This is a genomic window from Halomonas sp. M4R1S46 (assembly GCF_025725685.1).
Lineage (GTDB): Bacteria > Pseudomonadota > Gammaproteobacteria > Pseudomonadales > Halomonadaceae > Halomonas.
Map to the genome: position 1 here is coordinate 4,103,866 of NZ_CP107008.1, position 23,722 is coordinate 4,127,587.

Here is a 23,722-nt window from a genome sequence, read left to right on the forward strand (position 1 = left end):
AGCCCATATGCACGACACGCCACTGGAACTGACCCTGGGCCCGGTGCTCTTCTACTGGACCCGCGAGCGCTACGAGGCCTTCTATCGCGAGGCCGCCGACTGGCCGGTCGAGACCGTCACCCTGGGCGAGAGCGTCTGCTCGCGGCGGCGCGACATGAAGCTCGACGACTGGCTGGGGATCGGTCGCGAGCTGGCCCAGGCCGGCAAGCGGGTGGTGCTGGCCTCCCAGACCCTGATCGAGTCCGAGGCCGACCTGCGCGACCTGCGCCGGCTGTGCGACAACGGCGAATTCGTGGTGGAGGCCAACGACCAGAGCGCCCTGCAGGGCCTGATCACCCGAGGATTGCCCTTCGTCGCCGGCGCCGCCCTCAACCTCTACAACCGCCAGGCCATCGGGGTGCTCGACCGCGCGGGCCTGCTGGCCTGGCAGGCCCCGGTGGAGATGTCCCGGGAGGCGCTCTCGGCGCTGCTCGAGGACTGCCGGGCCCATGGCCTCGACACCCCCTGCGAGGTCTTCGCGCATGGGCACCTGCCGCTGGCGTGGTCGTCGCGCTGCTTCACCGCCCGGCGCCATCGCCGGCCCAAGGACCGCTGCGGCTTCGTCTGTCAGGCGCATCCGGAGGGCCTGGCGCTGCGCTCCCAGGAGGACCAGGCAGTGTTCACGCTCAACGGCATCCAGACCCTGTCCGGCGCCTGCCAGGACCTGCGCCACGAGCTGCCCGCCATGCGCCGGAAGGGCGTGGCGGCGGCCCGCCTCAGCCCCCGGGCCGAGGGCATGGCGGACATCGTGGCCACCTTCGACGCCGCCCGCCGGGGGGAGCCGCCCACGCCCGACCCGCTGCGCCTGGTCGACGCCAGCCTCTGCGACGGCTACTGGCACGGTCGGGCCGGCATGACCCGACACCGCGAGGAGGCATCGCCATGATGATCCCTGCCCTGTCCCTGGACGCCGAGCCCGCCCGGCCCCTGCACCTGCCGCTGGCCGGGCTCACCACCCTGGATGCCGAGGCCTTCCCGGGCCGGCGCGCCACCGTGGTCTACCTGCAGGGCTGTCCGCTGCAATGCGGCTATTGCGAGAACGGCGACATGATGGCCCCACGCCGGGGGGAAACCGGCGAGTGGGACGCCGTCGAGGCGTACCTGGCCAGCCGCCTGGACCGTCTCGAGGCCGTGGTCTTCAGCGGCGGGGAGCCGACCCTGCACGCCGACCTGCCGGCGGTCGTGACCCGAGTCCGGGAACTGGGGTTGGCGGTGGGCCTGCATACGGCGGGCCCCTACCCCGATCGCCTGGCCCGGCTGCTGCCCTGGCTGGACTGGGTGGCCCTGGACGTCAAGGGCCGCGGCGCGGCCTTCGACCGCATCGGCGGCCGCGACGGGGTCTGGCGCCGCCATGCCCGCAGCCTCGAGGCCCTGCTCGCCGGCGACGTCGCCTTCGAGTGCCGCACCACGCTGCACTGGCGCGACTTCGACCTGGCCGACGTGGAACGCCTGGCGATGACTCTGGCCGACTGCGGCGTGCGTCGCTACGCGCTGCAGCTGGCCCGCACCGAGCGCTGCCAGGATCCCGACTACCGCCGGCCGGTCGCCGGTGCCCCCTCGTGGGCCGCCCTCGAGACCCTGGTCCGCCGCCTGCGGCCCCACTTCGCCCGGCTCACGCTGCGTCACTGAAGGGCCCAGGGCCGTCCTGGCCCGAATCAAGCCCGGCGTCACGGAACTCCCGGCCCCCGCTCGCTGCCCACCGGGGACCGAGCCGTCACCCGACGCCTCGGGTACCCAGCAGACGGTTCCGCCACACACAGTCGACGCAGCAAGGAGCGATGCATGGAAATCGTCATCGAGAACATCAGCATGGCCGACGAGGAGTTTCACCAGCTCATCAGCGGCGAGACCGGCGATGCGCTTCGCCAGACGGCCAAGAACTACCTGGGCAGCCAGGGCCACACCGAGAACGAGCTGGTCCGGCTCAAGGCGGCCGGTGGAGCGGAGTATGAAGACCTGCGCCGGAGGATGACCGATCACGCGATCGAGGTGGTCAGCCTGCCGCCGACCGACTGGCATATCCGTCTCGATATCACCTTCGACGGCGGCAAGAAGGCCTAGGCCTGGCGCGTCCGGGGCCGCGGAGGCGGCCCCGGGGATGGCCGGTTCACCGGAATCCGGCTAGCCGCACTTGGACCAACCACAGCCCGCATAGCAGGTCGGGCAGCCATCCATCATGATCAGCTCGCCGTTGCACTCGGGGCAGTGGCCCACCACGGCAGGGCCGCCCTGCTGCTCGCGGGCCTCGCGCTCGGCCCGATCCAGTTCCTCGGCACTGGGCGGCTGCCAGCCGTGGCCGCTGGCCAGGCGCTGGGCATAGCGGCTGACCAGCTCCTCCACCGGCACCTGGTTGCCGTCCAGGTCGAGGAAGCCGCGGCGATAGAGGATCTGCTGGATCGACCAGGCGATGGCCGCGACCTCGGAGTCGTGGAACATCGGCTTGCCCCAGCGGTTCATGCCGCAGCGCACCAGGCCCTTGTCCCAGGCCACCTTGCGCAGGTCGGCCACCGCCTGGGTGACGTAGCCGCCGCGGGCCGCCAGCGACAGGCTGCGCATGGTGGCGGTGATCCACTGGTGCTCGCTGGACAGCTGGCCGGAGGGAAAGAAGAACTCCACCGGCCGCTCGATGACCACCCGCTTGCCGTTCAGCACGCCCTCCACGGGCATGAAGGAGACCAGCAGGTAGACCTTCTTGCGGCCCTCGGCGCCGACATAGGAGATCTTCTCCGAGACGGCCTCCAGGGTCCCCTCGGGCCGCGAGGGGATGCGCACCGTCAGGGGGTTCTCGTCGGCCAGCGGCGGCTCTTCCACCGCCTTCTTGACGCTGTACGACACGATCTTCGAGGTGATCTCGACGGTCATCGGCGGGCTCCTCCGACAAGTTGCTGGTGAGCGTTCAGAAGCAAGCGAAATGGTTTACCCCTCAGGGCGATCGCAGGTAGCTTCCATCGCTCGGGGCTGATCCGGCGACAAGCCTGCGAGGAGGCGCTGTGAATCCTTCCTTGGACGCTACCGATTCCCTCCCTGGAATCGGACCTCCTCTTCGGCTTGTCCCCGGCGCCCCTCACTGCAGGCAACCGCGAAAGTCGTGGCTTACCACTTGCCATAGGTCCCCTCCTTGAGCGCGTCATAGAGGTTCGCCGCGGTGTGCTCCTCGCCGTCGTAGATCACCGTCTCGTCGCCGGCCAGCTCGACGGTCTCGCCGTTCTCCAGCTCGAAGACGTAGGTGGTGTTCTTGAGGTCGCCCTCGCGCACCAGCACCCCCTGGAAGGCCTCGGGGTTGAAGCGGAAGGTGGTGCAGCCCTTGAGCTGGCTGTCGTAGGCGTCCAGGTACAGATCCTTGAAGTCCGCGAAGGGGAAGTCGGTGGGGACGTTCACCGTCTTGGAGATGGCCGAATCGATCCAGGCCTGGGCCGCCGCCTGCACCGCCACATGCTGGCGCGGCGTCACGGCGTCGGCGGTGACGAAGTAGTCCGGCAGGTCGCTCTCCACGGCGTCGGGAGCGACGAAGTGCCGATAGGCCGCCAGCTCGAAGGACACGACCTCGACCTGCTCCTTGGTCTTCCGGCCCGCTCGGATGACGTTGCGGAAGTAGCGGTGCGAGAAGGAAGGCTCGATGCCGTTGGAGGCATTGTTGCCCAGCGACAGCGAGATGGTGCCGGTGGGCGCGATGGAGCTGTGGTGGGTGAAGCGGGCGCCGTGCTCGGCGAGGGCGGCCACCAGTTCCGGCTCCACCTCGGCGATCTTCTGCATGTAGCGGCTGTAGCGAGCGTGCAGGAGACGCCCGGGCACGCGATCGCCCACCTCATAGCCGTCTTGCGCCAGCTCCGGCCGCTCGCGCAGCATCTTCGGGGTGATGGCGAAGTCCTCGGCAAGGATCGGCGCCATGCCCTTCTCCCGGGAGAGTTCGAGGGCCTGCTTCCAGCCTTCGACGGCCATCACCCGGCTGACCTCCTCGGTGAAGGCCAGCGACTCCGGGGAGCCATAGGGCAACTTGAGCATGGTCAGCGCCGAACCCAGCCCCAGGAAGCCCATGCCGTGGCGGCGCTTGGCCTCGATCTCGCGGCGCTGGCCCTCCAGCGGCAGGCCGCTGAGCTCCACCACGTCGTCGAGCATGCGGGTGAAGATGGCCACCACCTGGCGGTAGCGGTCCCAGTCGAAACGCGGCGTGTCACCGAAGGGATCGAGGACGAAGCGGGTCAGGTTCACCGAGCCCAGCAGGCAGGCGCCTTCCGGCGGAAGCGGTTGTTCGCCACAATTACCAGTTACTAATCCATTAAATATTAAATTATTTTTATCTTTTTGCGTGGTGTCGAAGACGGCCTCGCGCCCCACATACTCAATGGCTGCCACCTCCGCCATGTATGACGCTTTCACAGCAGAGGAGCGCATATCGTGCCACTCTTGGTATTCCTGATTCTTGGCGTCGCTCAGAAAGCCGATTTCCTGCATGAAGCGATCCCGGGATTCGGACCCGATCAGCAACTCATGGTCGGCCTTGCAGTGATACTCACGCTTACCTCCGTGCCCATCCGGCAACACCCTCTTGCCTGCATCACGGCGCTTCAGGATCCGACAGAAAATGCCGAGATTACTCAGCAATGCCTGTACTTCCTTGAGCAGCTTCGGCTCACTGGATGCCAGACGAATCGTGCAATAGGCATTCTGGTCGTCACGCTGTACGGTCCCATCTGCCTGAAACAGCCCGCGTAGATAGCCCTTGACGCAGGCCTCGGTGCCCCGCCAGACCACTTCGGGGACCCGGAGCTTGGTCTCCCGAGTAAAGCCGTAATGGGCCAGCAGGCGCGCCAGGATCACCGAGCGAATGAAGACATGATGTCGTTCGGCAACGGCGACCGGCGCCACCTGGTATCGACGCGAGGTCCTGGCGGAGTGAGCGATCAGCTCGTTGATATACTCGGCCGTGATATCGGCCAGCGTCCGGTCATCCCCCCAGAAGTTGACGATCACCGCCTCATGGTCATTGCCACGGTGCGTGAAGTGGCCATCGCCGGCGATCAATCCCAGCAGGGTACCCAGCCGCTCATCACCCTGGTCACCGAACTGGCCCTTGCCGGACTGTACCCATACGCTATCGCCCACCTGCAGTTCCTTGAGAGGAATCTTGCCACGCCGGGTATAGAAGTCGTGCCACTCGGTGGCCTTGACCTCGTAGCCCTCACGGGTCGTGACCCGATAGACATCCGCCTGCCTCGCGGTCATGAAGGCCGGCACGGCCGGGCGGGTCTCGACGCCTCGCTCGCCAGTACGCAATGCTCGCTTGTCGACCGTCACCTGCAGCTCATCGCCTCGCCGATAGAGGTCGCCAACGGGCACCATGCCGAACTGGGTATGCAACCGGGTATCCGCCGTCACGCAGGGGTTGGTGGCGCGGATCTCCTCGCAGAACCAGTTGTTGTTCATGCGGTTGACCTGGTCGATCAGGATGAAGCCCGGCTCGGCGAAGTCGTAGGTCGAGCGCATGATGGTGTCCCACAGCTCGCGGGCCCGGATCACCTCGACGATGCGGCTGGCCACCCGTCCCTGGTCGTCGACGGTGTAGCCGTCCTCGATCACCGGCCAGTCACGGTAGACCAGTTCGTCCTCGTCGACGTCCTCCTTCTCTCCCGGGTGCAGGGGAAAGGCCAGGGGCCAGTCGGCATCGGCGCGCACCGCCTCCATGAACTCGTCGGTGATCAGCAGGCTCAGGTTGAACTGGCGCAGGCGGCCGGCCTCGCGCTTGGCCTCGATGAAGGCCCGAACGTCCGGATGGCCGACGTCGAAGGTCGCCATCTGGGCGCCGCGACGGCCGCCCGCCGAGGCTACCGTGAAGCACATCTTGTCGTAGATATCCATGAACGCCAGGGGGCCGTTGGTGCCGGCGCCGGCCCCGAAAACGAAGGCGCCCTTGTGGCGCAGGGTGGAAAATTCGTAGCCGATTCCCGCCCCGCTCTTCAACGTCATCCCGGCATCCACCACGGCTTCCAGGATGTCGCGCATGGAGTCGCGGATGGTCCGCGAGACCGTGCAGTTGATCAGGCTGACCTCGGGCTTGATGTGCTCGGCCCCAGCGTTGGCGACGATGCGCCCGGCGGGAATGGCGCCGTTGTCCAGGGCCCAGCGGAACTTCGGCAGCCAGGTGTCGGCCGCCTCGCCTTCCACCGCCGCCAGGGCGCGGGCCACCCGCTCGCGGGTGGCGGCCGGATCCGCGTCCACGGGCCGGCCATGTCGGTCCTTGAGCCGATACTTGGCATCCCAGATATCCCGGGAAGGGGCCTGAAGCGGTACCTCGTCGGCGGAGGTGACGGCCTTGGCGGGTGTTCGCATGCGAGCTCTCCAGTCGGTCTCGGTGAGGGATGGTCAGTGATCACGGCGCACGAGCCGCTCCAGGGTCGCCAGGCCATCGCCCAGCCGCCCCTGGGCCAGGCCTTCCTCGCGGCCGTCGAGCAGGTTCTTGACCATCAGGCCAAGCTCGGTATCGCCCTCGAGGGACAGGCGCCGCTGGAAGAACAGGCTGTCCGGGTCCTCGCGGCGGGTGGCGAGACACAGGAACTCGCGCCAGCCGCCGCGGATGGTGGCCTCGCCGGCCGCCTCGGAGAGCACCAGTCGCCGCCCCGACAGGCTCAGGGTGAGGATCAGGCCCAGATCGGCGATGACCAGGCTGACCCGTCGCCCCGCCAGGGCATCGAATTCCCCTTCGGCCAGGGGCTCGGCGAAGGTGCGATTGAGCAGGGACTCGACGAGGGGCCGCTGGAGCGCAACGGGCATCCTCGGTGCGATGGCCTGCGCCAGCCGACGCGGCGCAGGTGGAAGGGGCAGCGAGGGGAACGGCATGGCAACTCTCCTGTGACGACCGATCGCCCATCCTAGGCATCGTGGCCCGCGGCTGCCGTGACCTGCATCAAGCCACGACCGACTCGCCAGGCCAACGCCTATCTACCATATATAGCTCAATTCACGCCGCCATACACAGCATCTTGTTCCGTTGGTGGCCCTGCCCCGCCTGCCGCCGTCGGCTACCGAGCGCGATGCCGCGCCCCCGGAAACGAAACGCGCCCGGCGGATGCCGGGCGCGTTTCAGGACATGGAGTACGTGGCAGATACCGAGGCTCAGCGATCGCCTCCGAAACCACCGCCGAAGCCGCCGCCGCGGCCTCCCAGGCCACCACCTCCCAGGCCGCCGCCGCCGGAGCCGCTGCCGGTGCCACCGGCACCGCCACTACCTCCCGCAGAGCCGCCATCTCCGCCACCGGAGCCAGAACCACCGTCGGAGCCGCCGCCGTCACCACCACCGGCGTCGCCGCCGCTGCCATCGCCGGAGCCGCCGGCACCGCCGCCATCGCCCGCGGAACCGCCATCGCCGCCACCGGAGCCGGAACCGCCGCCGCCATCACCGCCGCCATCGGAGCCGCCGCCGTCACCACCACCGGGACCGCCGCCGCCATCACCGCCGCCATCGGAGCCGCCGCCGTCACCACCACCGGGACCGCCGCCACCATCGGAGCCCCCGCCACCGTCACTGTCGCCGGCGTCATCACCGCCATCATCACCCGCGTCATCACCGTTGCCGTCATCGGCGCTGTCATCGTTGCTGGGTGGCCCCAGCGCGACAGCGCTCAAGAAGCGAAACCCATCGCACCCCTCGAGGAAGCCGGCGCCACAGCCCCCGCCCCCGCCACCCGCCGCGGTCGGGGGCAGGTCGTCCAGGAGTTCGGCCAGTTCCTGGTCCGACAGCCCTTCCTCCCCGGTCGTCCCGGGTGTCAGGGTATCGTTCGCGACCCCCGCCATCTCATCCTCAGACAAGGCGGGGCCCATACCGGTACCCGAGGCCGACTGAGCCAGGGCGCCGGACGCCGACACACACCCCATCGCGATCACCAAGGCAGCCAACTTGAAGCGTTGCATAGCTACCCCCTCCCTTGCTCCCATACCGCTGATTGATTGGACGAACGCACACAAATAAACATTTTGTTACACGCAATCTCAGCATCGTTCCCGACGGCGAGCTTCACCATCGGAAGAACCCCTGAATATTCTCCCCACTAGAAGAAGGAAAGGATCAGCGCTAAGAAGCAGGAAACTGAGACCGGGCACGACGACGGGCACGGCAGCGCCCGCCAGGCCCCATGGCGGGCAAGGCCCCGCGTCCTGGGCGAGTCGGCGAGGCAAGCGGGTTAGACGGTGCGCGAGTGGCGTCCCGCGCTGCGGGCCAGGTAGGCATCGAAGGCCATGGCGACATTGCGCATCATCAGGCGCCCGGCGGGCAGCACCTCGATGGCCTGCTCGGTGAGGACGATCAGGCCATCCGCCTGCATCTCGGCCAGCGCGTCCAGGGCCTCGGCGAAATAGGTCCGAAAGACGATGCCGTGGTCGGCCTCGATCGCGGCGACATCGATCCGCCCGTGACACATCAGGGCGTTGATCACGTCTCGGCGCAGCACGTCGTCGGCATTCAGGCGATAGCCGCGCATCACCGGCAGCCGTCCCGCCTCGAGCCGTGCCTGGTACTGGGCGGTCTCCTTGACGTTCTGGCTATAGCTGTCGCCCACCTTGCCGATCGCGGTGTTCCCCAGGCCGATCAGGTCGCAGTCGGCGTGGGTGGAGTAGCCCTGGAAGTTGCGCTGCAGGGTGCCGTTCTCCCTGGCCAGGGAGAGCTCGTCCTCGGGCAGGGCGAAGTGGTCCATGCCGATATAGACGTAGCCGGCCCCGGTGAGGCGGCGGATGATCAGCTCCAGCAGCTCGAGCTTGCGCTCCGGCGGCGGCATGTCCTCGGGGCGGATCAGCCGCTGGGCCTTGAACAGCTCCGGCAGGTGAGCATAGCTGTAGGTGGCGATGCGATCCGGGCGCAGGGCGATGATCTTGTCCAGGGTGGCGTCGAAGCTCGTCACCGTCTGCAGCGGCAGGCCGTAGATCAGGTCGACGCTCATCGACTGGAAGCCGGCCTCGCGGGCCGCCTCGACCAGGCCGACCACCTGGGCCTCGCTCTGCACCCGGTTGACCGCCTCCTGGACGTGGGGATCGAAGTCCTGCACGCCGAAGCTCAGGCGATTGAACCCCAGCGCGCGGAGCTCATGAATCTGCGCCGGCGTCACGGTGCGCGGGTCCACTTCCAGGGAGAACTCCCGAGCGTCGGGTGCGGCGAAGTGGAAGGCCGCGTCGAGGGCCGCCATCAGCTCGCCGAGCTGGGCATTGCTCAGGTAGGTCGGGGTGCCGCCGCCCAGGTGCAGCTGGGTCATGCGCCGCGACTCGTCGAACAGCGCCCCCTGCAGCGCGATCTCGCGCTTGAGCCAGGCCAGGTACTCCGCGGCCCGCTCGCGGTTGTGGGTGATGATCTTGTTGCAGGCGCAGTAGTAGCAGAGGCTCTCGCAGAAGGGGATGTGCACATACGCCGAGAGCGGCTTGGGCTCGGCGAGCCGGTTGCTGCGCTCGGCGGCGGCGCGATAGTCGTCCTCGGCGAAGGCCGCCTGGAACTGCGGTGCCGTGGGATAGGAGGTGTAGCGCGGCCCCGGCCGGTCGTACTTCTCGACCAGGGAGCGGTTGAAGGGCAGCTTGTCGTGCATGATCGCTCGGTGCCTCGGGAAAGCCTGGGCGGCCGGACCGCCGCCGGATGGCGCCAGTATGCCACCGGCGCCGACGGGCGTCGGTACCCTTCACGAGGTAGCTGATCCAGGTCAATTGGAGGTAGTCGCCGCGGGGGACGCCCAAAAAAGCCTCTATAATATTGCTTATCATCGCTGCCCCGATCGCCACACGCCGGGGGCGTCAACGCCGCCACGATGGTAGAGTCGGCAGCGACACACACGATTCACCCGCCGGGCACGCCTCGCCGCCTGTCGACCAGGAAGCCACATGCACCTGACCCGCTATACCGATTACTCGCTGCGCGTGCTGATCTACCTCGCCGTCAAGGGCGAGCAGCGCTCGACCATCACCGAGATCGCCGACCGCTTCGCCATCTCCCGCAATCACCTGATGAAGGTGGTTCAGGAGCTGAACCATCGCGGCTATATCACGGCCATTCGCGGCAAGCATGGCGGGCTGCTGCTGAAGCGGGCACCGGAGTCCATCACCCTGGGGGCCCTGGTGCGCGACACCGAACGTGACCTCGACCTGGTGGAGTGCTTCGGCGACGACAACGAGTGCCTGATCACCCCGTCCTGCCGGCTCAAGCCGATCCTCGCCGAGGCCCTGGGGGCCTTCCTCGCCGTCCTCGATCGCTACACCCTGGCCGATATGCTGGGCCCCCAGCGCAGCGGGCTGATCCAGCTGCTGCAGATCGAGGACCCGGACCCGCCGGCCGCTCAGGCATAGGGCAGCAGCAGGCTGACCCGGGTGCCCTCCCCCTGGCGGCTGTCGATGGTCAGGGTGGTGCCGTGGCGCTCGCAGATCTCGCGCACGATGGACAGCCCCAGTCCCGAGCCCTCCCCCCGCGCCGGGCTGCCCCGGGTGCGATAGAACCGCTGGGTCACCAGCGGCACCTCCTCGGCGGCGATCCCGATTCCGCTGTCGACCACCGCCAGCCCGACACCCTCGGCCAGCGCCTCGAGCTCGAGCCTGACCCGCCCCCCGGCAGGGGTCGCATGCAGGGCGTTCTCGACCAGGTTCGACAGGGCACGATCGATCAGGCCGAGATCCGCCTCGACCCAGGGCAACGAAGGCTCCCCGATCACCTCGAGGACGACGCCCGACTGGCGGGCCTGGTGCTGGAACTTGCCGACGATGTCGTGGGCGAGCTCTGCCAGCGAGAACGGCTCGCACTGCAGCGGCCGGTCGTAGGCATCGAGCCGGGCCTGGGTCGACAGCTGCCGGGCCAGCCACGTCAGGCGGTCGGCGTTGTCGAGGATCGCCCCCAGCGCCCGTCGCCGCTCCCCGGGAGGCGCCTCCTCGCGCGCCAGCAGCTGCTCGGCATAGCCGCGCAGCGAGGTCAGCGGGGTGCGAAAGTCATGGGACAGGTTGGCGACCAGTTCGCGTCGCTGGCGATCGGTCTCGCGCAGGGCCTCGAGCTGGGCCTCGATGGTCCCCGCCATGTCGTTGAAGGCCCTCCCCAGGCGGCCGATCTCGTCGTCCCGGGATACGGCGACGCGCTCGCCGTAGTCGCCCTCGGCGAAGCGCTGCACCGCCGTGGTCAGCTGCGAGAAGCGCCGCGTCAGCAGGGCGAACCAGACCAGGCCGAAGACGCCCGAGATCAGCAGCGCCAGCAGGCCGGCGGCGACCAGGGTGCGGGTGATCGAGCTGGTGCGCAGCATGGCGACCATGGAGGCGTGGCTGGCACTGTTGAGGTCGGCGTAGAGGTAGCCGGGCCGGCGGGCCTCGCCATGGGTGATCCGCGCCACGGAGAAGATCCCGGGCCGCCCGCCGCAGGGCGAGGCGGCCAGCACCGGCAGCATGGGAGCCTCGCCGAGCAGGGCCTCCAGAGCGCCGCGCTCCACCCGGCGCCCCAGGCCACAGGCCGACTCGCTGAAGTCGGCGATCACCGCGCCCTCGGCGTCGAGCACGTACAGCGACAGCGAGGGATTGATCGAGACGATGTGCCGGGCGATTTCCCGGGCGGCGTCACTGTCGGCGCCGGCCTGCAGCCCCGGGCGCATGACGCGGGCGAGGTTGTCGGCGAGATCGATCGCCTGGCGCTGCTGGAACTCGCGCCCCAGCTGGTCGAACTGGCTGAGGGCGATCCAGGCGGCGGCCACCGACAGCAGCAGCAGGCTGGTCAGGTAGACCACGGCGATGCGCGCATAGAGGCTGCGTCCCAGGCGCCCGACGCGCCGCAGCAGGGCGCTCATGTCTCCTCGTCCTCCGCCGCCGGGTCGACGAAGCGATAGCCCACCCCCCACAGGGTCTGGATGAAGCGCGGCCGTGCCGGATCGACTTCGATCTTCTTGCGCAGGCGGTTGATATGGGTGTTCACGGTATGGTCATAGCCGTCGAATTCCTCGCCCCAGACCCGATCCAGCAGTTCGCCACGGGTGAAGCCATGCCCCGGATGGCGGGCGAACAGCGACAGCAGCGCGAATTCCTTGCCGGTGAGCTGTACCGGCCGGCCGTCGAGGGTGACCCGATGCTGGTCGGCATCGATGACCAGCTCCCCGCAGACCAGCGGAGGAGCCTCGACGATGCCGTCCTCCCCCTCCGCCTGGCGCTGCCCCCGGCGCAACAGGGCCTGGACCCGCGCCATCAGGATCGGCATGTGGAAGGGCTTGGTGACATAGTCGTCGGCCCCGAGCTCGAGCCCCACCACCACGTCGCGGATCGCGGCCTTGGCGGTCACCATCAGTACCGGGGTCCGGCCGTCGCGGCGCCGCAATCGGCGACACACCTCCAGGCCGTCGATCCCCGGCAGCATCAGGTCGAGCATCACCAGGTCATAGGTGCCGCCCGGCGCCGCGTCCTCCAGGATCGCCAGGGCCGCCTCGCCGTCGGTGACCCAGTCACAGCGGTGGCCGGCCTCGGCGAGCCGCTCGCTGAGCAGCTTGCCGATCTCGGGATTGTCCTCGACGCAGAGGATCCGGTAGGCCATGGGGACGGGCTCCGAGGAGGGGTTCGGTCTCTACTCTAGAGCCCCCCGCCGGTGGCTGCATCACGAAACCCTCACGCCGCCCTCCGGTTCGTGATGTTTTCGTGATGAATCGCCCCGGGGGGCTGGCTAGCGTGACAAGTGCCGTCACGGCATGTCGCCGGCGGCCCGACCATCACCGGAGGTGCGAGATGTTCAAGCCGACCCAGCCCAGGACCGCCCTGTTCGCCATCCTGCTCGGCGCCCTGCTGCTGCCGAGCGCCGCCCTGGCGGACTACCACGAGGAGGCCATGCAGGAGGGCGGAGGCATGGAGCAGGACGCGATGAGCGGGGATGACGCCATGGCCGGCGACGCCATGAGCGGGGATGACGCCATGGCCGGCGACGCCATGAGCGGGGACGACGCCATGAAGTCGGAAGGCGACGACGAGATGATGATGGAGGAAGAGGACTCGATGATGGAAGACGACGGCGAGATGTGATGCTCGCCGCCAGATGACCGGCCGGATCGCGTTCCGGCCGGTCATGCTTCTCCGCTCCGCCTCACCTCTTCGGGAGGGCCCTTCCCATGCGACGTCTCGATGCCACACGCCACGCTCCCCGGCCGACGGTAATCAAGCGGCACTCGGCGTTCACCCGGCTGTGGCACTGGATCAACGCCATCTGCCTGGCGATCCTGCTGATGAGCGGCCTGCAGATCTTCAATGCCCATCCGGCCCTGTACTGGGGCAAGGACTCCACCTTCGATGCCCCGGCGCTGTCGATCGGCGCCGTGCGCGACGACGACGGCTCCCTGCGCGGCATCACCCGCATCGGCGGATTCCGCTTCGACACCACCGGCGTGCTGGGGGTCTCGGGGCCCCGCGCCGATCGCGAGCGGCGCGCCTTTCCCGCCTGGGCGACGCTGCCCGGCCCCCGCTGGCTGGCCATGGGCCGCCAGTGGCACTTCCTCGCCGGCTGGGTCTTCGCCCCGATGCTCGCGGCCTACCTGGTCTATCTGGTGGCCAGCGGCCAGCTGCGACGGCGCCTGCTGCCGCGACGCGACGAATGGCCGCGCCTCGGCCATGTCGTGGTCGAGCATCTGCGGCTGCGCTTTCCGCGGGGCGAGGAGGCGCGCCACTACAACCTGTTGCAGAAGCTGGCCTACCTGCTGGTGCTCTTCGTCCTCGCCCCGCTGGTGGTACTCACCGGCCTGACCATGTCGCCGACCCTGGATGCCGCCTGGCCCTGGCTGCTGGATCTCTTCGGGGGCCGGCAGAGCGCCCGCACCCTGCACTTCCTGGCCGCCGCCGCCCTGCTGGCCTTCTTCGTGGTGCATCTCCTGCTGGTGCTGGTCTCCGGCGTCGGCAACAACCTGCGCTCGATGATCACCGGGCGCTATGCCCTGCCCCCGGAAGAGGAGATGCGCGATGACGCTTCCCATTGACCCCGGCCGCCGACGCTTCCTGACCCGCGGCCTGCTGGCCGGTGGCACGCTGATGCTGGCGGGCTGCGACCGGCTCTCGCGCAGCGACGCCATGCAGCGCCTGTTCGCCGCCAGCGAGGGCCTGACCCAGCGGGCCCATCGCCTGCTGGCCTCCCGGGAGGCCCTGGCCCGGGAGTACGCCCCCGAGGACATCGCCCCGACCTTCCGTGCCAACGGCACGACCATGCCCCGGGAGATCGACTACCTGCGCCTGGCGGCTGGCGACTTCCGCGACTGGCGCCTCGAGGTCGATGGCCTGGTCGAGCGACCCGGTGCCTTCTCCCTCGCCGAGCTCCGGGGGATGCCTGCGCGCACCCAGATCACCCGCCACGACTGCGTGGAGGGCTGGAGCTGCATCGGCGAATGGAGCGGGGTGGTGCTCGGCGAGCTGCTGGCCCGGGTGGGGGTACGTGACGAGGCGCGCTTCGTGGTCTTCCACTGCGCCGATCGCTACCGGGGGGGCGAGCGCTACTACGAGAGCCTCGACCTGCGCGAGGCCTACCATCCCCAGACCCTGTTGGCCTACGGCCTCAACGGCGGCGACCTGCCCATCGCCAACGGCGCGCCGCTGCGCCTGCGCGCCGAACGCCAGCTGGGCTACAAGATGGCCAAGTACGTGATGCGCCTGGAGCTGGTGGCGAGCTTCGCGCATCTCGGCCGTGGCCGGGGCGGCTACTGGGAGGATCGAGGCTACCGTTGGTGGGCGGGTATCTGAATCGACGGATCGAGTCGCGGCCGGGTGTCGAGCTAGCCTGAAGATGCCCCACATCAAGCCCCCGGCACCGGGCCGCAGGCATGAGGCGGAGGACGACGGCCACGACACACGGCGGATATGCTAGCCTCCCGGGGTCCAGCACCCCGGGATCCACCATGTCACTGACCTTTCTCCGCCGCCTGCTGCCGGGCCTGCTGGCCCTGGCCGTCACCGTCCCGGCCCAGGCCGGCCGCTACAACCTCGACGCCGTCGAGCGCCACGGCGACTGGCACTCGCTGCGCCTGACCCTGGGCGAGGAACGTCACGTCCGGGCCCTGGAGCAGCGCAGCTACAGCGATACCGTGTTCAGCGTCAATGCCAGCCCCGGGGCCTGCGACCGGCCGTGGCTGGAGATGCGCGTGGAGCTCGGCGAGGTCCAGGCCGAGAGTGCCACGGTGAACCTCGTCCCGGCGGACCTGCTGGTCGACGACGGCCGCGTGCATACCGGCCAGGCCGCCTTTATCACCGAGCGCGGCAACAGCGGCTTCTACGCGCGCTTCACGCTGCCCGATACCGGGGCCCTGCTGGCGGAGATGGGCGCCGGTGAGGTGCTGCGCCTGCGCCTTCACCGGGCCGAGCAGGACTACTGGTTCCTGGTCTTCCGCCTCGAGGGCGCCGAGGCGGCACTGACCCGCATGCGACGCCTGTGCGAGGGCCGCGCCGACTGACGGCCCCCAGCAGGACGGCAACCCTGGCCAGCCCGCTCGCCCCGTCAGAGCACCTTGCCGCGCAACATGCCGGTGATCGCCTCGCCGATCAGCACCAGGGTGATGATGGCGATCAGGATGGTGGCCACGGTCGGCCAGGCGAAGGTATCGATCGCGCCCTGCAGGATGACGCCGATGCCGCCGGCGCCCACCAGCCCCAGCACCGTGGACTCGCGGATATTGATGTCCCAGCGCAGGATGACGATGGCGAAGAAGGCCGGCATCACCTGGGGCACCACCGCATAGGCGATCACCTTGAGCTTGGAGGCGCCGGTGGCCTGCATGGCCTCCACCGGCCGGCGGTCGATCTCCTCGATCGCCTCGCCCATCAGCTTGCCGATGAAGCCGATGGAGCGGCACATGATGGCCAGGATTCCCGCCAGCACGCCGGGACCGAAGATGGCCACGAACAGCAGCGCCCAGATGATGGTGTTCACCGAGCGGCTCGAGACCAGGATGAAGCGACCCAGCCACAGGCAGGCCCGGTTGGGCGTGGTGTTCTGGGCGGCGATGTAGGCGACCGGCAGGGCCACCAGCACCGTCAGCATGGTCGCCAGGGTGGCGATATGCACCGTCTCCAGCATGGCCCAGAGGATCTCGCCGAGGCGGCTCGGGTCGGGCGGCCACATCCGCCCGCCCAGCGAGGAGATCTGGTTGGGCGCATCCCACACCCAGGGCCAGAAGATATCGATATCCTGCACCGCCCAGACCACCACCATCAGCGTCGCCAGCAGCACGCCGTAGCGGATCAGGCGCTCGCGGCGATCGTGGCGGCGCCAGACCCGCACCGCCAGGACGTCGTCCCGCTCTACCATATGCGCTTCCTCACCCAGCCGCTGACGCCCTCGCTGAGCAGGATCACCGCGATGATCACCAGCAGGATCGCGAAGGCGAAGGCGTAGTCGTAGCGCCCGAAGGCATTCATCAGGGTGCCGCCGATGCCGCCGGCCCCGACGATGCCCACCACCGCCGAGGCCCGCAGGTTGCTGTCGAGCTGGTACATCGACAGCCCCACCTGGCGGGGCAGCACCTGCGGGAAGACGGCATACACCAGGGTCACCAGGAAGCCGCCGCCGGCGGCGCGGATGGCCTCCACCTGCCCCCAGTCGATCTCCTCGATCTCCTCGGCGAGCAGCTTGCCGACGAAGCCGATGGAGTAGAGGGTCAGGGTCAGCACCCCCGCCAGCGGCCCGAAGCCCACCGCGGCGACGAACAGGATGGCCACGATCACCGGGTGGAAGCTGCGCGAGACGATGATCACCGCGCGTCCCAGCAGGTACACCGGCAACGGCGAGATGTTGCGCGCCGCCATCACCGCGAAGGGCACCGACAGCATCACCCCGAGCAGGGTCGCCAGCACGGCGATCTGCAGGCTCTCCTTGAAGCCGGTGAGCAGCAGGTCGTAGCGCTCGAAGCTCGGCGGGAAGCCGCCGCCGAAGATGCGCCCGGCCCGGGGCAGGCCCTCGCCGATGCGCTCCCAGTTGAAGGGCAGGCTGCCGAAGGCCCAGACGAAGTACGCCACCAGTCCCACCAGGAGGCCATAGCGCAGCAGAGGGTTGGCGATGAACGGCGGCTTGCGCCAGGTTCGCGTGGCGGGCGCGGGGCGCGTCATGACTCCTTCCCCGCGGCGATGCCGGCCGGCGCGGCGGTGAGCTCGTCGTCGGGGGCCTCGATGCCCCCGTAGATGGCCTCCAGGGCCGCCTTGTCGAAGTCGGCGGGCACCCCGTCGAAGATCATCTTGCCGTGGCGCAGGCCGACGATGCGCTCGGTATAGGCCTTGGCCTGGGCCACGTTGTGGATATTGATCAGCACCGGCAGCGACAACTCGCTGGCCAGGCTCTGCAGCAGCATCATGATCTGCTCCGAGGTGCGCGGATCCAGCGAGGCGGTGGGCTCGTCGGCGAGCAGCACCTCCGGCTCCTGCATCAGCGCCCGCACCACGCCGACCCGCTGGCGCTCGCCGCCCGAGAGTTCATCGGCCCGCTTGTTGGCATAGTGGGCGATGCCGACGCGCTCCATCAGGGTGAAGGCGCGGTCGATATCCTCGGCGGGAAAGCGGCGTGTGACCGCCTGGAACAGGCTGACGTAACCGAGCCGGCCGGCCAGGACGTTCTCCATCACGGTCAGCCGGTCGATCAGGTTGAAGCCCTGGAAGACCATGCCGATCTTGCGCCGGGCCCGTCGCAACGCCGCGCCCCGCAGCGCGACCAGCTCGGTGCCGTTGAGGCGGATCGAGCCCGAGGTCGGCTCCACCAGGCGATTGATGCAGCGCAACATGGTGCTCTTGCCGGCCCCCGAGGCACCGACGATGGCTACCACGCTGTTGTCCTCCACGACCAGGTCGAGCCCCTCGAGCACGGGCTCGTCCTGGCCGTATCGCTTGATCAGCGTGGCGATCTCGAGCATCGGCGCATCCAGGCGGCGGAAGGGGCGCCGGGGTGGCCGTCGCGACGGCGGCCACCGCGGCACGGGGCGGGCCGTGACTAGAGGTTCTCGGGGGTGTATTCGACCCCGTTGGCCTTCTGGATGGTGCGGATGACCTTCCACTGGTCCTGGTAGTTGATCGGGATGAACTTCTCGACGCCCTCGAACTCCTCGCCCAGTTCGGTGCCGGCGAAGTCGAAGGAGAAGAAGGCCTCCTCGATCTTGTCGACCAGGTCGGGATGCAGGTTGTGGGCGTAGGTGTAGGAGGTGGTCGGGAAGCTGTCGGACTCGTAGAGCAGCTTGACGTCGTCGGGGTCGTAGAGGTCACGGGCCGCCATGCGCTCGACCACTTCCGAGGCCACCGGCGCCGCGTCGTAGTCCTGGGCGACCACCCCCAGCATCGACTGGTCATGGCTGCCGGAATAGACCACCTCGTAGTCCTCGCCGGGCACGATGCCGAGTTCCGGGAACAGCGCCCGCGGCGCCTGGTTGCCGGAGTTGGAGGTCGGCGAGGTATGGGCCACGCGCTTGCCCTCGAGGTCCTCGATGGCGTCGATGCCCGAGTCCACGTGGGTATAGAGCTGCAGGGTATAGCCGAAGCGACCGTCATCGGAGCCCATCAGGGCGAAGGGCACGGCGCCGGCCAGGTTGACGGCGAAGGGCGTCGGGCCGGTGGAGAAGCCGGCGATGTGCAGGCGACCGCTGCGCATGGCCTCGACCTGGGCCGAGTTGGACTGCACGGCGAAGAAGCGCACGTCACGCCCGGTCACCTCCTCGAGGTGCGCGATGAAGGGCGCCCAGATATCGGAGTAGATCGCCGGGTCCTCCACCGGGGTGTAGGCGAAGATCAGGGTGTCCGGATCGACCCACTGCGACTCGTCGGCCGGCCGGTCGGCGACCAGGTCGCCGTTCTCGTCGCAGTAGATATCGGCGAGCTGGCCCCGCTCGCAGTCGGCCTGGGCCTGTGCCGGACCGGCGAGCCACAGGGACAGCGACAGCAATACAAGCGCGGCCAGGGCGCCGCGGGGGGCGCTTCCGTTGAGTCGGGTCATCATGGCGTGCCTCGATTATGGTTGTTGTTGCGTTCCATCATGCTGCGCGGCGGCCGATGAGCGTCCCCCGGATGCAAGGGGCCGGACTTGCCGCATGGGAAAAACTGTCGACCACTTCGGGAAAGATGACAAGCCGATGACCAACGACGCCGTCAACGCGCCGCCACGGCGGGGCAACCGCTACCTGCTGATGCGCCATGGCCACAGCGAGGCCAACGCCCGGGGCATCATCATCAGCACGCCGGCGCGAGGCCTGGCGCACTACGGGCTGTCCCGGCGGGGGGAAGACCAGCTCGCGGTCCTGCTGGCCGAGTGGCCGGCCCCCGCCCCGAGCCGCCTGCTGCACTCGGACTTCCTGCGCACCCGGGACACCGCCGAGCGCGTGGCGGGCCATTTCGGGCTCCGCCCGCAGGCCGAGCCCCAGCTGCGGGAACGCCACTTCGGGGACCTGGAGGGCCAACCCGACACGCGCTACGCCGAGGTATGGGCGCAGGATGCCCGGGACCCCGCGCATGGGGTCCATGACGTGGAGAGTGTCGTGCGGGTCGCGGCGCGCATGCGCGCCGTGATCGACGCCCTCGAGGCCCGCTGCCGGGGCGAGACCATCCTGCTGGTCGGCCACGGCGATCCGCTGCAGATCCTGCTCACCAGCCTCGAGGGCCGGCCCCTGGGCGAGCACCGTGACCGCCCGCCCCTGGCGCCGGCGAGCCTCACCGCACTGGACTGACACCGGACACGACGACGCTTCCGCCGGTGATGCCGGCGGAGGCGTCGCACGCCGTGCGTTCCGTCAGCTGCGAATCAGGTGGTCGAAGGCGCCGAGGGCGGCCTTGGAGCCCTCGCCCATGGCGATGGCGATCTGCTTGTAGGGCACGGTGGTCACGTCGCCGGCGGCGAAGATGCCGGGCACCGAGGTCATGCCGCGTGCGTCGATGACGATCTCGCCCCGGTCGGACAGCTCGATGGGCGAGTCCACGAGCCACTCGGTGTTGGGCACCTGGCCGATCTGCACGAAGACGCCCTCCAGGTCGACCCGGCGCCGCTCGCCGGTGGCCAGCACCAGGGTCCTGCTGCGCAGGCTGGCGCCGGAGGCGAAACGCACCTCGTGCTCGCCGCCCGGCTCGCCCGGCACCAGCTCGACGGCCCGCTGCAGGTTCATGATGTCGACCTCGTACTCCCTGACGTGCTCCTCCAGCGCCGCGGCCAACCGGGGGCCCTCGGTGCGGGGCACGGAGATCAGGTTCTCGATGGCCAGGGTGTCCAGCACCTGGCCGCCGAAGCGCTCCGCGGCCACCCCGGTGCGGATGCCCTTGCGCGCGGCATAGACCGCCGCCGCGGCACCGGCCGGACCGCCGCCGATCATCAGCGTATCGAAGGCGGCCTGCTCGCCGAGCCTGGCGGCCTCGCGCTCGGCGGCGCCGGTATCGACCCTGGCCAGGATCTGCTCGAGGCTCATGCGCCCCTGGTCGAAGGGCTCGCCGTTCAGGAAGATGCTCGGCACCGACATCACCTCACGGGCCTCGACCTCGCCCTGGAAGAGGGCGCCGTCGATGGCATCGTGGGAGATGCGCGGGTTGAGGATCGCCATCAGGTTGAGCGCCTGGACCACCTCCGGGCAGTTCTGGCAGGACAGCGAGAAGTAGGTCTCGAAGTGCAGGTCCGCGTCGAGCGCGCGGATCTGCTCGATGAGCTCGTCGCTGGCCTTGGGCGGGTGGCCGCCCACCTGCAGCAGGGCGAGCACCAGGGAGGTGAACTCATGCCCCATGGGAATCCCGGCGAACGCCACGCCGGTGGGCTCACCCTTCTTGTGCAGGGCGAAGGAGGGCACGCGTTGGTCGGTGCCCTGGGTCGACAGGGTGATCCTGTCGGAGAGGCCGGCGATTTCGACGAGAAGGCCGTGGAGTTCCCTGGACTTGTCGCCGTCATCCAGGGTGGCGACCAGCTCGAAGGGTTGGGTGACCTTGTCGAGATAGGCTTTCAGCGGTTGATGGCACGCTGATCATGCGTCAGGAGACCAGCCTCGTCCCAGGGAACGACCTCAGGACAGGCCCTCGATCTCGCCCGCCGGGTCGAGCCGGATGCCGGATGACGCCGGCTGACGCGGCATGCCGGGCATGCGCATGATATCGCCGCAGATCACCACGACGAAGCCGGCACCGGCGGCCAGCTCCGCTTCGCGCACGGGCAGCACGTGCCCCTCGGCGAGGCCGGTGAGTGCCGGGTCGGCGGCGAAGCTGTACTGGGTCTTGGCGATGCACACCGGCAGGTGGCCGTAACCGAGCGCCTCGTATTCCTCCAGTTGCCGCCGCGCCCGAGGCTCCAGGCTGATATCCGCCGCCCCGTAGAGGCGCTGGGCGACGGCCCTGACCTTGTCCTCGAGGTTGGCGTCATCCCCGTAGGTCAGCGACAGCCCGGGGGGCGACCCCGCCACCATCGTCGCGACCCGCTCCGCCAGGGCCTCGCTGCCCCGGGAGCCCTCCGCCCAGTGGCGAGTGACCACCCGCTCGACGCCCAGTTCGTCGCAGGCGTCCTGCAGGGCGCGATGCTCCTGGTCGTCATCCTGCGAGAAGTGGTTGACCGCCACCAGCACGGGCACCCCGAAACCGCGGAGGTTGGCCACATGCCGGCTGAGGTTGCTCGCCCCGCGACGCACCGCCTCGGGGTCCGGCTGGCCGAGGGCGTCCCGCTCGGCACCGCCGTGCAGCTTGAGGGCCCGCAGGGTGGCGACCACCACCACCGCACTGGGTGTCAGGCCGGCCTGCCGGCACTTGATGTTGAAGAACTTCTCGGCGCCCAGATCGGCACCGAAGCCCGCCTCGGTGACCACGATATCGGCCAGGGACAGGGCACTGCGGGTCGCCATCAGGGAGTTGCAGCCATGGGCGATGTTGGCGAAGGGGCCGCCATGGATGAAGGCCGGGGTGTGTTCCAGGGTCTGCACCAGGTTGGGGGCCAGGGCCTCCTTGAGCAGCACCGCCATGGCCCCCTCGGCCTCCAGATCCCGGGCGCGCACCGGGCTGCCGTTGCGGCGCCGCGCGACGATGATCTCGCCCAGGCGGCGCTGCAGGTCGGCCAGGTCCGCGGACAGGCAGAGGATCGCCATGATCTCCGAGGCCGCGGTGATGTCGAAGCCCGCTTCCCGCGGCACGCCGTGGGCCGGGCCGCCCAGGCCGATGGTCAGGTGCCGGAGGGCGCGGTCGTTGATGTCCATCACCCGCTTCCAGGAGATGCGCCGCGGATCGATATCCAGGGCATTGCCCCACTGCAGGTGGTTGTCGATCAGGGCGGCCAGCAGGTTGTGGGCGCTGGTGACGGCATGGAAATCGCCGGTGAAGTGCAGGTTGATGTCCTCCATGGGAATCACCTGGGAGCGCCCGCCTCCGGCCGCGCCCCCCTTCATGCCGAAGCAGGGCCCGAGGGAGGGCTCGCGCAGACACACCGCGGCCTTGTGCCCGAGCCGGCTGAGGCCGTCGCCCAGCCCCACGGTGGTCGTCGTCTTGCCCTCGCCGGCCGGGGTCGGGGTGATGGCGGTGACCAGCACCAGCTTGCCCGGCGGACGCCCCACCAGGGCATCGGTGAAGTCGTGGGAGAGCTTGGCCTTGTCATGGCCATAGGGCAGCAGTTGCCGGGGCTCGATGCCGAGCCGGGCGGCCACCTCGCCGATCGGCCAGGGCGTGGCCGCCCGGGCGATGGCGATATCCGGCCCCCCCGGCGGCGGAAGACCATCGTCGGGAGGGGCACCGGGGGCGGTCTCGAGGTCCAGGCCCTCCCCGCGGAGGGGCTTGTCGTGTCGCAACGGGACATAGTCGGTCATCTCGCCCTTCCTCGCTACACCGTCGGCGGTGGGGAATCACGGCCCGAAGCCCCACCCGATCCATCACAGCCTTCCGGATCGCGCGGGGCTAGAAGAAGCGTGGAACTCCCTGCCCGGGGGCGACATCCTCGGTGCGACACGCGCATAGTCGATACGGACACCCTGGCCGGCAACAGCCTGTCAGGGACCTGATCGGACACGTCCGGGGCAGGGCGGTCTCGGGGTTGTTCTCACTCGATGAATGGCATCTTCAGCGAGCCGGGGCAGCGCCCACTCAACTTTTCAGCATCGAGAGATACTGCTTGAGTACCACGGCATTGTTGTGGCATTCGTCCTTGGCGGAAAACACGAGGGTCACTCGCTGGCTCTGGGCACGCCTGGCCAGTGGGCGAACGGCTTCGCGATGCTCCTTGAGCTCAGCAAGATAACGACGGCGGAAGCTCCCCCAGCCAATATCTCCCTGATGAAACGCCTGGCGAAGTGCCTTGCTCGGAGCGATCTCCTTTGGCCACTCATCGATCCTGGCTTCCAGCTTCGTCACCCCCCTGGGCCACAGCCTGTCAACCAGCACGCGGTAACCATCCCGGGCCCTGGCAGGTTCGAAGGCACGCTTGAGAACAATACTCACGGCAACCTCTCATGCAGCCTCTTCGAGACGAGTGGTCCGGTTTCGGATGATTCCACGCCGGCGAGCCGGCGCTGGCCTGCCGAGACCTGACTGGAAATGTATCCACTTTCGGCCCACTATCGTCAAGGATTCCATCACTGTCCATGTCAGACGACGGACGGCATCGACGCTACGCTCACCGGGCTCCTGGATCGACTAATGGATTGTATCCGGAGCCGTTCGTCGTCATGCCCTATGAAGCATGTCGAATTGGTATACCCTAATACAGGGTCAAGGTTATCCACGTGGAGGCCTAGGAGATGGGGTCAAGCGATAGTGTGAGGTCGAC

At 68.9% G+C, this 23,722-nt stretch carries 23 protein-coding genes; 9 read left to right on the forward strand and 14 right to left on the reverse strand.

Translation table 11 applies throughout. The features are described 5' to 3' along the window. Positions 1 to 7 precede the first annotated feature (7 nt). From OCT48_RS18935 to OCT48_RS18945, 3 genes are all read left to right on the forward strand, one after another. On the forward strand, positions 8 to 925 hold the full coding sequence (locus OCT48_RS18935) for a U32 family peptidase (protein ID WP_263590677.1): 918 nt from the start codon (positions 8 to 10) through the stop codon (positions 923 to 925). Further along, entirely contained in the window at positions 922 to 1,668 is a 747-nt protein-coding gene (locus tag OCT48_RS18940; protein WP_263590678.1) for an anaerobic ribonucleoside-triphosphate reductase activating protein, read from the forward strand. Before OCT48_RS18935 ends, OCT48_RS18940 begins: the two co-directional genes overlap by 4 nt. Before the next feature lie 153 nt (positions 1,669 to 1,821). Next, positions 1,822 to 2,100, forward strand: coding sequence for a hypothetical protein (locus OCT48_RS18945; protein ID WP_263590679.1), 279 nt, complete (start codon positions 1,822 to 1,824; stop codon positions 2,098 to 2,100). A gap of 60 nt (positions 2,101 to 2,160) precedes the next feature. Here OCT48_RS18945 and OCT48_RS18950 read toward each other — a convergent pair whose 3' ends face one another. From OCT48_RS18950 to hemN, 5 genes are all read right to left on the reverse strand, one after another. Beyond that, a complete protein-coding gene (locus OCT48_RS18950) occupies positions 2,161 to 2,901 on the reverse strand; it encodes a ribonucleoside-diphosphate reductase (protein ID WP_183383204.1) in 741 nt (246 codons plus the stop codon). Between the two features lie 231 nt (positions 2,902 to 3,132). Continuing rightward, the gene (locus OCT48_RS18955) at positions 3,133 to 6,366 is read right to left on the reverse strand and encodes an LAGLIDADG family homing endonuclease (RefSeq protein WP_263590680.1); all 3,234 of its coding nucleotides are present in this window, start codon (positions 6,364 to 6,366) and stop codon (positions 3,133 to 3,135) included. Between the two features lie 33 nt (positions 6,367 to 6,399). Beyond that, on the reverse strand, positions 6,400 to 6,873 hold the full coding sequence (gene ubiT, locus OCT48_RS18960) for a ubiquinone anaerobic biosynthesis accessory factor UbiT (RefSeq protein ID WP_263590681.1): 474 nt from the start codon (positions 6,871 to 6,873) through the stop codon (positions 6,400 to 6,402). Between the two features lie 276 nt (positions 6,874 to 7,149). Beyond that, a complete protein-coding gene (locus OCT48_RS18965) occupies positions 7,150 to 7,944 on the reverse strand; it encodes a hypothetical protein (protein WP_263590682.1) in 795 nt (264 codons plus the stop codon). Between the two features lie 269 nt (positions 7,945 to 8,213). After that, positions 8,214 to 9,599 (reverse strand): oxygen-independent coproporphyrinogen III oxidase, encoded by a 1,386-nt coding sequence (gene hemN / locus OCT48_RS18970; RefSeq protein ID WP_263590683.1) that lies wholly within the window; start codon positions 9,597 to 9,599, stop codon positions 8,214 to 8,216. 289 nt (positions 9,600 to 9,888) lie between these two features. Here hemN and OCT48_RS18975 point away from each other — a divergent pair, with 289 nt between their 5' ends. Further along, positions 9,889 to 10,350: an Rrf2 family transcriptional regulator gene (locus OCT48_RS18975; protein WP_263590684.1), complete on the forward strand. Its 462-nt coding sequence runs from the start codon at positions 9,889 to 9,891 to the stop codon at positions 10,348 to 10,350. On the opposite strand, the gene OCT48_RS18980 is transcribed toward OCT48_RS18975, so the two are convergent. Together OCT48_RS18980 and OCT48_RS18985 are read right to left on the reverse strand one after the other, a co-directional pair. After that, positions 10,341 to 11,819, reverse strand: a complete 1,479-nt coding sequence (locus tag OCT48_RS18980) for a sensor histidine kinase (RefSeq protein ID WP_263590685.1) — start codon at positions 11,817 to 11,819, stop codon at positions 10,341 to 10,343. The genes OCT48_RS18975 and OCT48_RS18980 overlap by 10 nt on opposite strands. Beyond that, a complete protein-coding gene (locus OCT48_RS18985) occupies positions 11,816 to 12,553 on the reverse strand; it encodes a response regulator transcription factor (protein ID WP_263590686.1) in 738 nt (245 codons plus the stop codon). The genes OCT48_RS18980 and OCT48_RS18985 overlap by 4 nt, the downstream gene beginning before the upstream one ends. Positions 12,554 to 12,741: 188 nt before the next feature. On the opposite strand from OCT48_RS18985, the gene OCT48_RS18990 reads away from it, so the two are divergent. The 4 genes from OCT48_RS18990 (at position 12,742) to OCT48_RS19005 (ending at position 15,437) form a co-directional block, all read left to right on the forward strand. Further along, complete coding sequence (locus OCT48_RS18990; RefSeq protein WP_263590687.1) at positions 12,742 to 13,032, forward strand: hypothetical protein; 291 nt, start codon at positions 12,742 to 12,744, stop codon at positions 13,030 to 13,032. Between the two features lie 86 nt (positions 13,033 to 13,118). After that, positions 13,119 to 13,976, forward strand: coding sequence for a cytochrome b/b6 domain-containing protein (locus tag OCT48_RS18995; RefSeq protein WP_263590688.1), 858 nt, complete (start codon positions 13,119 to 13,121; stop codon positions 13,974 to 13,976). Next, positions 13,960 to 14,730 carry a molybdopterin-binding protein gene (locus tag OCT48_RS19000; protein ID WP_263590689.1) on the forward strand — a complete coding sequence of 257 codons (771 nt, stop codon included), beginning with the start codon at positions 13,960 to 13,962 and terminating at the stop codon, positions 14,728 to 14,730. The genes OCT48_RS18995 and OCT48_RS19000 overlap by 17 nt, the downstream gene beginning before the upstream one ends. Before the next feature lie 155 nt (positions 14,731 to 14,885). Further along, a complete protein-coding gene (locus OCT48_RS19005) occupies positions 14,886 to 15,437 on the forward strand; it encodes a hypothetical protein (protein ID WP_263590690.1) in 552 nt (183 codons plus the stop codon). 44 nt (positions 15,438 to 15,481) lie between these two features. Here the strand turns inward: OCT48_RS19005 and phnE (OCT48_RS19010) are convergent, their stop codons facing one another. From phnE (OCT48_RS19010) to phnD, 4 genes are all read right to left on the reverse strand, one after another. After that, positions 15,482 to 16,291 (reverse strand): phosphonate ABC transporter, permease protein PhnE, encoded by an 810-nt coding sequence (gene phnE / locus OCT48_RS19010; protein ID WP_263590691.1) that lies wholly within the window; start codon positions 16,289 to 16,291, stop codon positions 15,482 to 15,484. Beyond that, entirely contained in the window at positions 16,285 to 17,088 is an 804-nt protein-coding gene (phnE, locus tag OCT48_RS19015) for a phosphonate ABC transporter, permease protein PhnE (RefSeq protein ID WP_263590692.1), read from the reverse strand. The genes phnE (OCT48_RS19010) and phnE (OCT48_RS19015) overlap by 7 nt, the downstream gene beginning before the upstream one ends. Further along, the gene (gene phnC, locus OCT48_RS19020) at positions 17,085 to 17,882 is read right to left on the reverse strand and encodes a phosphonate ABC transporter ATP-binding protein (protein WP_263590693.1); all 798 of its coding nucleotides are present in this window, start codon (positions 17,880 to 17,882) and stop codon (positions 17,085 to 17,087) included. Before phnC ends, phnE (OCT48_RS19015) begins: the two co-directional genes overlap by 4 nt. Before the next feature lie 77 nt (positions 17,883 to 17,959). Continuing rightward, entirely contained in the window at positions 17,960 to 18,955 is a 996-nt protein-coding gene (phnD, locus tag OCT48_RS19025) for a phosphate/phosphite/phosphonate ABC transporter substrate-binding protein (RefSeq protein ID WP_412031023.1), read from the reverse strand. A 133-nt stretch (positions 18,956 to 19,088) separates the two neighbouring features. On the opposite strand from phnD, the gene OCT48_RS19030 reads away from it, so the two are divergent. Next, positions 19,089 to 19,679 (forward strand): histidine phosphatase family protein, encoded by a 591-nt coding sequence (locus OCT48_RS19030; RefSeq protein ID WP_263590694.1) that lies wholly within the window; start codon positions 19,089 to 19,091, stop codon positions 19,677 to 19,679. A 63-nt stretch (positions 19,680 to 19,742) separates the two neighbouring features. Here the strand turns inward: OCT48_RS19030 and OCT48_RS19035 are convergent, their stop codons facing one another. From OCT48_RS19035 to OCT48_RS19045, 3 genes are all read right to left on the reverse strand, one after another. Beyond that, positions 19,743 to 20,933: an FAD-dependent oxidoreductase gene (locus OCT48_RS19035; protein WP_263592650.1), complete on the reverse strand. Its 1,191-nt coding sequence runs from the start codon at positions 20,931 to 20,933 to the stop codon at positions 19,743 to 19,745. A 57-nt stretch (positions 20,934 to 20,990) separates the two neighbouring features. Next, positions 20,991 to 22,766 (reverse strand): formate--tetrahydrofolate ligase, encoded by a 1,776-nt coding sequence (locus OCT48_RS19040; RefSeq protein WP_263590695.1) that lies wholly within the window; start codon positions 22,764 to 22,766, stop codon positions 20,991 to 20,993. 274 nt (positions 22,767 to 23,040) lie between these two features. Continuing rightward, entirely contained in the window at positions 23,041 to 23,394 is a 354-nt protein-coding gene (locus OCT48_RS19045; RefSeq protein WP_263590696.1) for a DUF488 domain-containing protein, read from the reverse strand. Between the last annotated feature and the right edge of the window lie 328 nt (positions 23,395 to 23,722).